Raw genomic sequence first — 11897 nt, forward strand, 5'->3', positions numbered from 1 at the left:
TCGCCGTCGAAGGCACCGAGTCTGAACCACGTCAACCGCCGCTGTCGGATCGCAGTAGCCGTCACTGCTCGTCGGCCTGGGGCCCGCGGACTCGTGGCGGAACCTCTCTATCTCTCGTGCTGACGACTTACCATCTCGGCGATCCAGACGGGGGCGAACGGAGACGTGCAGTTCGGGGGAGTCGGGTAATCCTTGAGCACTTCCAGGCGCTCGCCGATGTCGATCGCGCGGGCGCGGTGCTCGGCGTGCTGAATCCCGATCTGAGCGAGGCAGTGGTTCATCGACCACTGCAGACGATCCGGGGCGTCCTTCATCTCCGCCTCGATGACATCGAGCAGTCCCGCGAGGTCGAGGCCCTCGGGTGTCTTCGCCACCCGCTCGGCGGTCAGCGCCCAGCCGGCACTCGCGACCACTGGATCCGGATCCGTGCGCCAGGCGAGGCGCAGCTCTTCGGAGTACGGGTTCTTCTTCACCACGTAGTTCACGAACCAGTCGTGCACCTTGGGGGCGCGCGTCTCGCGCAGCATGGTGTCCAGCTCGTCGCGCTCGAATGCCTTCGGACGGCAGATCAGGATCGCCAGGAGCCTCGCCCCGGTGTCATCTGTCTCCCAGAGTTCGCGCGCGAGATCCTGCTGCGTCTTGAGCTGTTTCGCGAGCGCGCGTAGCTTGCCGAGGTTCACACCGTGATCGTCACCGTGCTTCTCATTCACCTTGCGCACCTTCGGGTCCTCAAGCACGGCCAACTCAGCCATGACCTGCGCCACCGTCGTCTCGGTCACCTCAGCCTCCTGTCCGTCGCGCAAGAAACCTAGCCCACGGCCGATGGTGACCGGTATGCCTTGGCGACCCCAAGCCCGGATCGTCCGCGAGGGTCAGCGCCAGGGCGCATCGGGAAAAGTTCGCGTACGGTCTGTCGAATTCGCGTCGTCCGTCCGACGTAGAGGCGTACCGACCAGACGCACAGCCAAGGAGACCCACTCATGGCCCAGTACGCGATCCTCATCTTCGACAACCCCGAAGCCGGCGACTACACCCCCGAGCAGCAGGCGGCGAGCCAGCGGCACGCCGACGACCTCGTCGACTCCGGCGCCATGATCGCAGCGTACGCGCTGCAGTCCGCCGACACCGCCACCTCGTTGCGCGGCGACCTGGTCACTGACGGGCCCTTCATCGACTCCAAGGAAGTCATCGCCGGCGTCTGCGTCATCGAGGCTCCCGACCTCGACGCCGCCCTGGACCTGGCGCGTCGTAACCCCGCCGTCCAGTGGGGTCGTGGCGGTGTGGAGGTGCGTCCCGTCGCGGGCGGCATCGCGCCCATCGCGCGATGACGGCCGCGGCGGACGCGGGCCAGGCGGTCGCCGACGCGCATCGGCACGAGTGGGCTTTCGTGCTCGCCTCGACGGTCCGCGTCGCGCAGGATCTGGACCTGGCCGAGGAGTGCGTTCAGGAGGCGTATGCCGTGGCGCTCTCGGCCTGGGAACGCGATGGGATCCCCACCAACCCCGTGGCATGGCTCACCACCACGGCCAAGCGCCGGGCGATGGACGCGATCCGCCGCGAACGGACCTTCCGCTCGAAGCTGCCGCTGCTGGTGGAACCCGAAGTGACTGTCGACGAGCCCGCTCTAGGCAGGGTGACCGCAGTGGAACTGGAGGATGCCGTACCCGACGAACGGCTGCGGCTCATCTTCACCTGCTGCCATCCCGCACTCGCGCAGGAGGCGCAGCTCGCGCTCACACTGCGGCTGGTGTGCGGACTGCCGACGTCGGACGTCGCCCGGGCGCTACTGGTGTCGGAACAGACCATGGCCGCCCGGATCACCCGAGCGAAGAAGAAGATCACCGTTGCCCGCATCCCCTATCGGCTCCCGCGCCCAGCGGACCTGCCGGACCGGCTGGCAGCCGTACTGAGCGTGCTCCACCTGCTGTTCACCGCCGGGCACACGGCACCCTCCGGCCCTGCGCTCATGCGCACCGACCTGGCCGACCGCGCGCTGCACCTGGTCCGCGCGCTGCGGGAGCTCATGCCCGACGAACCCGAGGTACGAGGGCTGCTGGCGCTGCTCGTGGTCACGGACGCCCGGCGTACGACCCGGACCAGCTCTGACGGCCGGCTGCTGCGGCTTCAGGAGCAGGACCGTTCGCGGTGGGACCGTACCGCGCTGGCCGAGGCGCACGAGCTGATCGTGGCCGGGCTGCGCGGCGGTCGCGCGGGGCGCTACATGCTGCAGGCGGCGATCGCCTCGCTGTACGCCGAGGCGCCGTCGTACGAGCAGACGGACTGGCCACAGATCGTGGCCCTCTACGACAGGCTGCTGGTGCTGTGGCCCTCACCGGTCGTCGCGCTGAACAGGACCGTGCCGGTGTCGATGGTCCATGGACCGGCGGTCGCCCTGGCGCTGGTCGAGGCGTTGGAGCAGGATGAGCGGCTTTCCCGGTACCAGTATCTGCCGACGATCAAGGCAGACCTGCTTCAGCGACTGGGGCGTACGGACGAGGCGGCGGCCGCGTACCGGGTGGCGCTCGAGCTGACTGACAACGAGGTTGAGCGGGCGTTCCTCGCCGGGCGGCTAACTGATCAGGGGAACAGTGTCGGCACGATGCCTCGGCAGGCCGCGTCCAGCGGTCGGGCACCTTCCGAGTAGACACCAGTGAGCGTCGATGGCCTCCACGGCAGCCCGACGCACCTCCCCGTCTTCGTCGTTGACAGCGCGGTCCTTGAGCCAAGGCAGGGTGCCGGGGTCATCGGCCCAGCCTGAGGCAGTGGCCTGCGCGGCGCCCCGACGCACATCCCAGCGTTCGTCGTTGACGGCGCGCTCCTTGAGGAGGGGCAGGGTGGCGGGGTTATCGGCCCCGGTGTCATTCACGCCGTCTAGGGTCGCAGCGCGTATCCATCGTGATCAATCGGAATACGAGGAATGACCCCATCGAACAGCGGCACCAGGCGGGGGATGAAAGGCATCCCACGCCTGGGACGAGGCAAGTCGTCTCAGACAGGGCACTAAAGGGCTGCCTACCCAGGATCTCTTGAGCAGCCGATCGTCCCAGCCGTGTGCGGCGAGTACCGAAGTCAGCGATCGCAACGGTCCAGACCACTCTCAGGCCAAGGCCCCTGCCCGGAGAACCTCTTCGCGCAGGATCTGATCGATTTCATTGGCATCAGCGTTGTGACTCGTCTGCCGTCGGAGTTCCTTCCGTACAGCATCAATGACTGAGCCCTTTTCATCCTGAGAACGGCCGTCTTCGATGAGCTGGAAGACGAGGATGGCCTGCACGAGCGCGGTCGCGCGATGCAGGCAGCAACGCGCCGGACAGCCACCGCACGCCGTATCGCTGATGCAGGAGTTCGACGGCGGCGCGGCTGGCCCGCGCAGGCCACGATGGAAGCTGCCGCGCAGCAGGTGGAGCACGCACGGTGTCGGCCATCTGGCGTCTCCTTGATCGTCGGATCCGCCGTGCATGAGATACTCCCGCTCGCCTAGGATGTGTTGTTCATGACCTCCACGCGAACGCGCAAGCCCCGGAAGGATGCGGCGGAGAACACTGAGCGGCTGATTGCCGCAGCTGTGCGTGCGGGGCTGGCCGAGGGTAAGTTCGTTCCGCTGGAGCAGATCGCCGCTGAGGCGGGAGTCGGGATCGGGACGCTCTACCGTCGCTACCCGAACCGGGAGGCGCTGCTTGAGGCGATGGCGGTCCGCGCCTATCGTCTGATCCTGGCCGAGGCCGAGGACGCGCTGACGTCCGGCGATACCGGTCATGACTCGATCAGCCGGTTCCTCCATCAAACCTTCGCTCATCGCGACGAACTGGTGCTTCCGCTCCACGGAGCGCCCATGACCGAGGGCACCGAGTCCGCGGAGCTGCGCGCGCGCATGCAGCAGACCATGGGCGCCATCCTTGAGCGCGGCCACCAGGACGGTTCGGTCCGCACGGATGTGAATGCGGGGACCGTGGTGCGTTTCGGGGCGATGCTCGCGCAGCCGATGTCGAACGTGCCCGGCTGGGCCGAGGCGGCCGCCGAGCTGCGCGCGGTGTTCCTGCGCGGCATCGCACCCGATCGCGGTTAGTTCGACGCGTCAGTTCCGGCGCGCGCGGGACCCTGGTCCGATACCCATGCTGCGAAGTCGCGCACGTCGGGGACGAGGTGGCGCGTGACGTCGAAGTCGGCCTGGTAGGCGGGGACGGTGGTGAACCACTGGAACATCGCTCGCATGTCCTCGTCATTACGGAGCACCTCGATCGGCAGCCCTTCGTACCGCGTCGGTCGGCCGAGCTTGGCTGCGATCCGGTCGGCCACCTGAGCCATGGTGAGCTCATCGCCGGCGAGTTCGACCGCATCACCATCGATGACATCAGGGACGATCAAGAGACGCGCGGCGGCGGCGCCGATGTCGCGAACGGCGATCATCTGGAGCGGAACGTCACCCGCAACCGGCAGGCGAAGCACCAGCTCCCCACTCCCGCCGTCGGCGAGCTGCGGCGCCAGGTTTTCCATGAAGAACGTCGGGCGGACGAACTTCGCCGGCACCACCTTGCTAAGCCGCTGTTCGACCTGGTGCTTGCTCTCGAAGTGCGGGATCCCTGTCGCTCGCTCCGCCCCGCCGACCGACGAGTACACGACGTGCGGCACGCCCGCGCGTGCCGCGGCATCCGCGACGGTCACACCGCGGCGCGCCTCGCCCTCCGTGCCGTCCGCTCCCTCGAACGTCGTCATGAAGAACAGTGCCGCGACCTCGGTGAGTGCTTGCTGGAGCGATTCACTGTTCTCCTGGTCGGCGGCGACGACCTCCACGCCGCGGGCTCGGAGAGCACGTGCGCCCGCGGCTTCGGTGTCGCGAACCAGGGCGCGAACCGCTTGCTTCTGCGCGAGCAGAGCATCCACCACGCTGCCGCCCTGCTGTCCGGTCGCACCGATCACGGCGATGGGCTGCTGAAGATGAGTCATGAGTCATCCAATCTGAGGAGATGACAGATAAAGCGGAGGAAATCCTCCGTTATTCCCGTACGATGAGCGCATGCTCGCTGACGCGGACTCAGACGGTTACGCCGCCGCCACCCGACCCCATAACTCGTCCATCAAGCAGCGACCTGCGCGGGTCGCAGTCGTCTCGCGTCCGGAGGACATCGCGCCCACGCTCGATGAGGTGGCTGCGCTTGCGCGGTCATCGGGCACGCCACTCGAGATCGTGCCGCAGGCAACCGGCCACGGAGCCGGCGCGCCGGTGGGCAAGGGGGCGGTCCTCCTCGACACGTCGAGGCTCACCGACGTGTCGATCGACCCCGAGTCGCGCGTCGCCATGGTTGGGGCCGGCGCAACCTGGTCTGCGGTGAACGCCGCCGCCGAACAGCATGGCTTGCTCGGATTAGCCGGCTCAGCCCCGAGTGTGTCCGTGTCCGGTTACACCTTCGGCGGCGGCATCGGTTGGCTTGTGCGACGGGATGGACTTGCCAGTGGAGCACTTCGTGCCGTCCACTAAGTCGACGGCAGCGGTCGTTCCCGCACCGCTGCGGACGATGCCACCGACGAGGTCGATCGAGCGGCGATGTGGGCCTTCCGCGGAGCGGGGGGAGTCGGATCGCTCACACGCTGGGGTTCGACCTCGTCCCAGCGGCGGACCGGACTTGCTCGGATCCACCTCGATCCACCTACGGCAACCCCGGCCATCGGCGACGCGCGGTGGCTCGACGCATCGACCCCTGTCATCGCCGAAGCGCTCCTCTCGACAGCCGCGGCAGACGACGCCCCGATCGTGATGATGGAGATCCGCCACGTGGCGGGCGCACCGGTCAGGCGCATCGGGGCCGTTGTGGCCCTGCCGGGCGACTTCATCTACCACGCGGTCGCGCCGCTCAGCCTGTTCCTCCGTGAACGGATCGAAGCAGGGTTCGCTCGGGCACGATCTGTCTGGTCGATTGCCGACGCCGACTCGACGCCGGGCTCGTGGGTCAAGGGCGCGGCTGGCGTGCCGGATGCGCTGCCAGCGGATGTCCGGAAGCGGTCCGCGGCGATCGCCGACGCTGTAGACCCGGACGCCCGAATCCGCCGCTCGCGCCTGCTCGGATGATTCCGTGGCGCTCGTCGACCCAGCGATGGGGCCGGGGCTCGATCAGGCTCCGCCGCCAGTGGGGTTCTGGCGTGCGGCGCGCTTCTGGCGCGGCTTCGCCGACCGGGGCGGGATGGAGCGCATGTGATCGCGGACGACGGTGAGGACACGAGCGAGGCTGTCGATGTCCGCGCGCGTGAGCGGTTCGAGGAAGAGTTGCCGCAGGACGTCGATGTGACCGGGGAACACCCTGGCGAGCACGTCCCGTCCCGCCTCGGTGATGGTCACCGTCACGCCCCGGTCGTCCTCCGCCGACGGGCTGCGGGCGACGAGTCCGGTCTTCTCCAGCAGGCCCACCTGGTAAGTCAGGCCGCTGCGGCTGTACACAACCCCGTCTGCCAGCTCGGTCATGCGCTGGCTGCCGTCTGCCGCGTCCCCGAGTCTGGCCAAGAGCTGGAACTGGACGTAGCTGAGGTCGCCGGCGTCGCGCAGCTGCTGCTCCACCGTGTGGCGCAGGAGGCTGCTCACCTCGATCAGCGCGAAGTACGCGCCGAGTTCGGCGGGATCGAGCGGCGGAGGGGACGCTTCTTCGGTCATGCCGCGATCGTACTTGCTTCGAGTTCGAAGCAGTGCTAGCTTCATTTACCGGAAGTGCTTCGAATTCGAAGCATATTGCTCCTCGAAGAAAGAAGTTCGTCATGAAGGCAGTGCGATTCCACGAGTACGGCGATGCTGATGTCCTGCGCTACGAGGACGTGGCGCTGCCCGTCCCCAGCGCTGGTGAGGTTCGCATCCGGGTCGCGGCGACGTCGTTCAACCCGGTCGACGCCGGTATCCGCAGCGGTGGCCTCCAGGGCCCATTCCCGGTGACGCTCCCGCACACGCCCGGCATCGACGTCGCCGGTACGGTCGACGCGCTCGGTGACGGCGTCGATGCGGTGGCGGTCGGTGACGAGGTCGTCGGATTCCTCCCGATGATCGGCGACGGCGCAGCCGCTGAGTACGTCATCGCGCCCGCCGAGGTCCTGGCGGCCGCGCCTTCGAGCGTGCCGCTCGCTGACGCGGCGGCCCTGCCACTGGTGGGCCTGACCGCATGGCAGGCACTGTTCGAACTCGGCGAGCTCACCGCCGGGCAACGCGTGCTCATCACCGGCGCCGGAGGCGCTGTCGGTGCCTACGCGGTGCAGCTGGCAAAGAACGCCGGCGCGCACGTCATCGCCACGGCGAGCCCGCGCAGCGCGGACCGGGTCCGGGCCGCCGGTGCCGACGAGGTCCTCGACCACACCGCGACCGACGTGGTGGATGCGGCGACCCAGCCGGTCGACCTCATGCTCAACCTCGCACCGATCGAGCCCTCGCAGCTCGCCGACCAGGCCGCTCTCGTGCGATCCGGCGGGGCCGTGGTCAACACCACGGTGTGGATGCAGGCGCCGAGCGATGAAACGCGCCATGTGCGCGGGATCAACGTCTTCGTCCGGAGCGACACCAAGCAGCTCGCCGGCCTCGTGGCGGCGATCGACCGAGGCGAACTTCACATCGACATCAGCCGCCGTATCCAGCTCAAGGACCTCCCGGCCTTCCACGCGGAAGTCGCCGCCGGTGCCGTGTCCGGCAAGGTCGTCGTCCTTGCGCCGACCGCCTGACCCTCTCATCCCTCACTGGACCTGAATCGAACGGAACCGAACATGCCCCTCATCCTGGATCCCGAAGTCGCCGAAGCCATGGCCCCCATGGGCGAAGCGATGGCCGGCATGATCCCGCCGGCCGTCGGCGACGTCGCCGGACGACGTGCCATGTGGGAACCGATTCTTGACGCGTCAGGGAAGGCCCAGCCGATCCCGGAGGACGTCACCACACACGACTACGTCGCCGCCACGGACGACGGCGCCCAGATCACGATGCGCTGGTACGCCAAGCATGAGAGCATCCCCGGCTCGGCCGTGCTGTTCCTCCACGGCGGCGGCTACCTTTTCGGCCATATCGAGCACTTCGACGGCCCCGTCACCCGGTACGTCTCAGCGAGCGGCGTGCCCATGCTCTCCGTCGAGTACCGCCGAGCACCCGAACACCCCTATCCCACCCCACTCGAAGACGCCTACACCGCCCTGAAGTGGCTCAACGGGCACGCCGCCGAGCTCGGCGTCGACCCCGACCGGATAGGCGTCATGGGCGACAGCGCAGGTGGGGGTATGGCGGCCGCGCTCTCGATCCTCAGCCGCGACCGCCGTGGCCCGCAGATCGCCCGGCAGATCCTCCTGATGCCGATGCTCGACGACCGGAACACCACCCCGGACCCGCACATCGCACCCCTCGCCGTGTGGACCTACGACGACAGCCGCACCGCCTGGCCCGCACTCCTCGGCGACGCGGCCGGCGGGCCTGACGTCCCGGCCACCGCCGCCCCGGCTCGCCTCGAGAACGCGACCGACCTGCCGCCGGCCTACCTCGAAATCGGGCAGATCGACGCCTTCCGCGACGAAGCCAGCGCCTACGCCATCACGCTCAGCCGCGCCGGCGTCCCGGTCGAGTTTCACCTCCACCCCGGGGTCCCGCACGAATTCGACTCCATCGCCTTCAACGCGGACGTCTCCCGACGCGCGATCGCCGACCGCATCCGCGTCCTGAAGTCAATCTGAACCCCTTCGGACCACACTCTCCCTCGCCCCGCGAGCGTGCTCCGAAGGGTTCCTGTTCTACCCTTGTCGCACAAATTGCCTGTTCGACAGGGGATCGGCTCGCCCGCTCCCTGCAGGGCTACCTGCGCTTTTGCTGCTGACGCAGGCTGCCGATGTGGCGAGACGGTCCCTGGGCATCTCGATCGTGATGGTGGCACATCGCGGATCGGCAGGGATGAAGCGGCCCTGCGCCGCGGTGGACCTTATCCGTTGTCCCTCCCGTCCCCCGTCGGCAGAGGAGGATGGCGCTCATGGGCCGGCCAACCCAGGAGCAGTGGGCGGCGGCGCTGCATCGGCTCCGGCGGCCGGCCGAGCAGGGCGGTGCGCTGAGCGCTGAGGTCGCCGCGACGGCGGCGGCTCTGGGGGTGGCCGAGCGTACGGTGTGGCGCTGGATGGCGTTAAGCACGGGTCAAGTGCCCGTTGTCACATCCGTCACAAGTCACCGGCTGACCGGAGCTACCCGTGGCGAAGCGAGTGCGGGCGGAGCGAGGCCCTTCAGGGGTCGGACCCTTGGCCCGACTGGAAGAAACGCCTGAGTCCCGAGCGCGAAGCGCCCATCGCGGAGCCCGTTGTGCGCCGGAGGTGCTTCCAGGAGAACGGCCGGAGCGGAGCGGAGGGCCCTTGCAGTGCGCGTGAGCGCCTAAGGAAAAGCGCCGAGCTTCCAGATGCTCTCGAATGAGAGCACGCCACGGGGCGTCCGACGCTAATGCTCGGGCGTCCTCTATGATCGCTCTCTGGCGAAAGTTGATCTACAGGTCTTCAACCTCTTGACGCCTAGCCCAGCGATCTAACGTAACAGCATTGATCTTGTCTATGGAACATCCGATCAAGCTTTTGATCGGAGGGCCAGAACTAGTTGCCAAACATTAGTTGAAGGGTTACTTAGAAAGTCTTCCCCAGTCGGATCGAGTTGGCGAGCTCTAAGGCAGGCCGCATCCAACCCATGGAGGAAATCAGAAAATCGAGTATTCCCTTCGCTCCAGCCTGGTGCCACAGATTTCAGCCTGCGTTTTGCCTCGTTCGCCGACAGAAACGGTCGGGTGCAGTCTGCGTGATGCATAATCAACCAGACCTCGAAACATGGCGTCGACAGGCAAGGTCGATCGAACCACGCTTTGCCTCACTTATCAGCGCCGACGTAAGGCCCTCATCCAACTCCATGTCCAATACGCACCAGACGGCATCGTACTCGTCCGATCGTCTAGCGACAGCTTCGCGGACTATGGAAAGATGATCGACTTTAGGGGTGTCAACATCAATATGAGGACCCTGTCGCGACCACATCCCTACGAAGTAGTCCTTTTCAGTCTTTCCTTCGCAGAAGATCAGGAAGCTCGCACGCTCTTGCCGCGTCCCCTTCTTCTTGTGCTCAAGGTCGGTATCTGTCCGAATGCCTCCCTTTCTCGTCCTAGATGTTCGAGGGGACATCGTCCGCCTCTCGACGTTCAGCTAGCGCGGCAGCGAAGAGTTCGTCACTGACAATCGGAACGGCACCGTAGCGACCAGCCAGGTATCGGCGTTCACGGTTGTCTTCACGACGCGGCTTGAAGTCTGAAAGCGAAAACAGCTCGGTAACGCCACATTCATTCTTTTCGGTGAACCAGACGTGGTCGCGTTGTAGCACTTCTTCGCCTTGGATCCGTCCGAGGAGAGTAGCGTCATGGCTGCTAAAAATCAGCTGAGCCCCGTGTATATTGACATCTTGATCGCGGAACAATCTTACAAGCTGTGCCGTCAAGTAGGGATGCAGGCTTGAATCTAGCTCGTCAACGATGAGCACCGATCCAGTGTCTAGCGATCTGAAAGCGCCAAGCCCAAGATCATACAGCGTTTGCGTCCCCAAAGACTGGTCTCTCAGATTTAGCGGAAACGTGCCGCTTTCACCTCGATGCCTAAAGAGCACATCCTTGCGCCGTGTTGGCGAATGGCTGCCAAGTCCTTTAATGCGTGCGGACCTTTGGGCTAGCTCTGCATCACTTTCCTCCACGATCTCCGCGGATTCAATACCGGTATCTGCGGCCTGAAGTAGGGATGTCATTCTTTCCAGGTAGCCGAAACGCTCCAGAGATTCGACAAGTGTTCCCAGGCGCGAAAATCGAAGAATTTGAGGGTTGCGATAAATTACCTCGGCAAACCAATCGTAGACTGGCCGAACCAAATCCTGCTTTGAGCGCGCCGCGACGGAGAGAAACAGCACGTTCGATTCTGTTATTGCTGCCACCTGGTGCATAGAAGCGGGAGACTGGTCGCCGATTGAATAATCGTCGCCACGTCTATGAAAGATCTCCCTCTTCTTCTTTTTTGGATAGCTGAACATCCACTCTTCGACCACTTGTGAGTCGTCAACCGCGAAGCCGTAAGTGTATCGAACCCCTTCAAGGAGAATATCGGCAACATACGTGGATGGTTCATCACGCGTGGCTGGATCCAATGCGAATGAATGGCGCGAAATCCCGGTTCCAGGTTCGCTCTCTCGAAGAGAACCGCGCACCATGTTACGCATATATGCCAAAGCGTCCAGCACATTTGACTTGCCGGAAGCGTTGGCGCCGAAAAGCGCCACGACAGGGACCGCTTCCCAGCCGTCTCTAGGATCATCTTCCCCGTATGCAGGGGTTAGTAGTAGCTGTTGCTCGTCACGGAGCGAGCGGTGATTACTGACGCGAAAACTCAGCAGCATTACCCGGCTGCCCTCCTCATCACGGGGCGCAGACCCCCTCTCGTGCGGAAGAACCGCACGCCAAGATGGGAGCAACTCTACGTGACCAAGGGGCTTGGTGTCTTGTTGGGTCCTGCATGAGTGGCTCGACCAGCCTACGAAACTGCGATGCAGATGCCCATTCCATACGAATACGTAGACAAGATGTTCAAGGCAGATCAGGCCGAGGATCACCTTGGCGGAGATGACATCTGGCTGCGGCCTTGACGTGGCAGGACGAGGAAGCGCGCCAGCAAGCTCCCATGCATCTGCACAACACGGCGTTACATCGAGGGTTCGAGTCGGCAGTCGTGCCTGCCTCTCGGTTAGCGGATCGCGCTACCGTCACGATGGACAGGCGTCTCATGGGGAGCGCGTTGCTCTCCCAGGGCTCCGGCGTAGTGGAGTTTTGTCCGGTTTCTCGATCATGTGAGGTTGAGGACGGTGAGCGTGCGGGTGGCGTCGCGCGAGATGTGGCGGA

15 protein-coding genes are annotated in these 11897 nt (G+C 65.6%); 7 read left to right on the forward strand and 8 right to left on the reverse strand.

Features of this window, described 5'->3' with window-relative positions:
• Window positions 1-107: 107 nt before the first annotated feature.
• Window positions 108-752: a DNA alkylation repair protein gene (locus AB0B91_RS24285; RefSeq protein WP_358323600.1), complete on the reverse strand. Its 645-nt coding sequence runs from the start codon at window positions 750-752 to the stop codon at window positions 108-110.
• Between the two features lie 228 nt (window positions 753-980).
• Between AB0B91_RS24285 and AB0B91_RS24290 the strand changes: the two genes are divergently transcribed.
• Both AB0B91_RS24290 and AB0B91_RS24295 read left to right on the forward strand, forming a co-directional pair.
• A complete protein-coding gene (locus AB0B91_RS24290) occupies window positions 981-1328 on the forward strand; it encodes a YciI family protein (RefSeq protein WP_358323514.1) in 348 nt (115 codons plus the stop codon).
• Window positions 1325-2644: a sigma-70 family RNA polymerase sigma factor gene (locus tag AB0B91_RS24295; RefSeq protein ID WP_358323517.1), complete on the forward strand. Its 1320-nt coding sequence runs from the start codon at window positions 1325-1327 to the stop codon at window positions 2642-2644. Before AB0B91_RS24290 ends, AB0B91_RS24295 begins: the two co-directional genes overlap by 4 nt.
• On the opposite strand, the gene AB0B91_RS24300 is transcribed toward AB0B91_RS24295, so the two are convergent.
• Both AB0B91_RS24300 and AB0B91_RS24305 read right to left on the reverse strand, forming a co-directional pair.
• On the reverse strand, window positions 2570-2890 hold the full coding sequence (locus AB0B91_RS24300; protein ID WP_358323603.1) for a HEAT repeat domain-containing protein: 321 nt from the start codon (window positions 2888-2890) through the stop codon (window positions 2570-2572). The genes AB0B91_RS24295 and AB0B91_RS24300 overlap by 75 nt on opposite strands.
• 207 nt (window positions 2891-3097) lie before the next feature.
• Window positions 3098-3409 carry a hypothetical protein gene (locus AB0B91_RS24305; RefSeq protein WP_358323520.1) on the reverse strand — a complete coding sequence of 104 codons (312 nt, stop codon included), beginning with the start codon at window positions 3407-3409 and terminating at the stop codon, window positions 3098-3100.
• Window positions 3410-3493: 84 nt separating this feature from the next.
• Between AB0B91_RS24305 and AB0B91_RS24310 the strand changes: the two genes are divergently transcribed.
• Entirely contained in the window at window positions 3494-4066 is a 573-nt protein-coding gene (locus AB0B91_RS24310) for a TetR/AcrR family transcriptional regulator (protein WP_214639983.1), read from the forward strand.
• On the opposite strand, the gene AB0B91_RS24315 is transcribed toward AB0B91_RS24310, so the two are convergent.
• Window positions 4063-4944 carry an NmrA/HSCARG family protein gene (locus AB0B91_RS24315; RefSeq protein ID WP_358323523.1) on the reverse strand — a complete coding sequence of 294 codons (882 nt, stop codon included), beginning with the start codon at window positions 4942-4944 and terminating at the stop codon, window positions 4063-4065. The genes AB0B91_RS24310 and AB0B91_RS24315 overlap by 4 nt on opposite strands.
• A gap of 70 nt (window positions 4945-5014) precedes the next feature.
• On the opposite strand from AB0B91_RS24315, the gene AB0B91_RS24320 reads away from it, so the two are divergent.
• Window positions 5015-5476 carry an FAD-binding protein gene (locus AB0B91_RS24320; protein WP_358323526.1) on the forward strand — a complete coding sequence of 154 codons (462 nt, stop codon included), beginning with the start codon at window positions 5015-5017 and terminating at the stop codon, window positions 5474-5476.
• A 273-nt stretch (window positions 5477-5749) separates the two neighbouring features.
• Window positions 5750-6064 (forward strand): hypothetical protein, encoded by a 315-nt coding sequence (locus tag AB0B91_RS24325; RefSeq protein WP_358323529.1) that lies wholly within the window; start codon window positions 5750-5752, stop codon window positions 6062-6064.
• Window positions 6065-6106: 42 nt separating this feature from the next.
• Here AB0B91_RS24325 and AB0B91_RS24330 read toward each other — a convergent pair whose 3' ends face one another.
• Complete coding sequence (locus AB0B91_RS24330) at window positions 6107-6640, reverse strand: MarR family transcriptional regulator (RefSeq protein WP_358323531.1); 534 nt, start codon at window positions 6638-6640, stop codon at window positions 6107-6109.
• Between the two features lie 101 nt (window positions 6641-6741).
• On the opposite strand from AB0B91_RS24330, the gene AB0B91_RS24335 reads away from it, so the two are divergent.
• Together AB0B91_RS24335 and AB0B91_RS24340 are read left to right on the forward strand one after the other, a co-directional pair.
• A complete protein-coding gene (locus AB0B91_RS24335) occupies window positions 6742-7686 on the forward strand; it encodes an NADP-dependent oxidoreductase (RefSeq protein WP_358323534.1) in 945 nt (314 codons plus the stop codon).
• Between the two features lie 42 nt (window positions 7687-7728).
• Window positions 7729-8679 (forward strand): alpha/beta hydrolase, encoded by a 951-nt coding sequence (locus AB0B91_RS24340; RefSeq protein WP_358323537.1) that lies wholly within the window; start codon window positions 7729-7731, stop codon window positions 8677-8679.
• A gap of 865 nt (window positions 8680-9544) precedes the next feature.
• On the opposite strand, the gene AB0B91_RS24345 is transcribed toward AB0B91_RS24340, so the two are convergent.
• Genes AB0B91_RS24345 through AB0B91_RS24355 form a run of 3 tightly spaced genes read right to left on the reverse strand, consistent with a single transcriptional unit; the run spans window position 9545 to window position 11398 of the window.
• Complete coding sequence (locus AB0B91_RS24345) at window positions 9545-9811, reverse strand: RloB domain-containing protein (RefSeq protein WP_358323606.1); 267 nt, start codon at window positions 9809-9811, stop codon at window positions 9545-9547.
• Entirely contained in the window at window positions 9781-10146 is a 366-nt protein-coding gene (locus tag AB0B91_RS24350) for an RloB domain-containing protein (protein WP_358323540.1), read from the reverse strand. Before AB0B91_RS24350 ends, AB0B91_RS24345 begins: the two co-directional genes overlap by 31 nt.
• The gene (locus AB0B91_RS24355; protein ID WP_358323542.1) at window positions 10127-11398 is read right to left on the reverse strand and encodes an ATP-binding protein; all 1272 of its coding nucleotides are present in this window, start codon (window positions 11396-11398) and stop codon (window positions 10127-10129) included. Before AB0B91_RS24355 ends, AB0B91_RS24350 begins: the two co-directional genes overlap by 20 nt.
• Between the last annotated feature and the right edge of the window lie 499 nt (window positions 11399-11897).

The sequence above is a fragment of the Nonomuraea sp. NPDC049141 genome (assembly GCF_040648415.1).
Taxonomy (GTDB): domain Bacteria; phylum Actinomycetota; class Actinomycetes; order Streptosporangiales; family Streptosporangiaceae; genus Nonomuraea.

Excerpts from the sequence above, each read along its gene's own strand:
- AB0B91_RS24295 (WP_358323517.1), top strand. The coding sequence starts at position 1,325 with ATGACGGCCGCGGCGGACGCGGGCCAGGCGGTCGCCGACGCGCATCGG.
- AB0B91_RS24285 (WP_358323600.1), bottom strand. The coding sequence starts at position 752 with ATGGCTGAGTTGGCCGTGCTTGAGGACCCGAAGGTGCGCAAGGTGAAT.
- AB0B91_RS24340 (WP_358323537.1), top strand. The coding sequence starts at position 7,729 with ATGCCCCTCATCCTGGATCCCGAAGTCGCCGAAGCCATGGCCCCCATG.
- AB0B91_RS24310 (WP_214639983.1), top strand. The coding sequence starts at position 3,494 with ATGACCTCCACGCGAACGCGCAAGCCCCGGAAGGATGCGGCGGAGAAC.
- AB0B91_RS24350 (WP_358323540.1), bottom strand. The coding sequence starts at position 10,146 with ATGTCCCCTCGAACATCTAGGACGAGAAAGGGAGGCATTCGGACAGAT.
- AB0B91_RS24335 (WP_358323534.1), top strand. The coding sequence starts at position 6,742 with ATGAAGGCAGTGCGATTCCACGAGTACGGCGATGCTGATGTCCTGCGC.
- AB0B91_RS24315 (WP_358323523.1), bottom strand. The coding sequence starts at position 4,944 with ATGACTCATCTTCAGCAGCCCATCGCCGTGATCGGTGCGACCGGACAG.
- AB0B91_RS24290 (WP_358323514.1), top strand. The coding sequence starts at position 981 with ATGGCCCAGTACGCGATCCTCATCTTCGACAACCCCGAAGCCGGCGAC.
- AB0B91_RS24320 (WP_358323526.1), top strand. The coding sequence starts at position 5,015 with ATGCTCGCTGACGCGGACTCAGACGGTTACGCCGCCGCCACCCGACCC.
- AB0B91_RS24330 (WP_358323531.1), bottom strand. The coding sequence starts at position 6,640 with ATGACCGAAGAAGCGTCCCCTCCGCCGCTCGATCCCGCCGAACTCGGC.
- AB0B91_RS24355 (WP_358323542.1), bottom strand. The coding sequence starts at position 11,398 with ATGCTGCTGAGTTTTCGCGTCAGTAATCACCGCTCGCTCCGTGACGAG.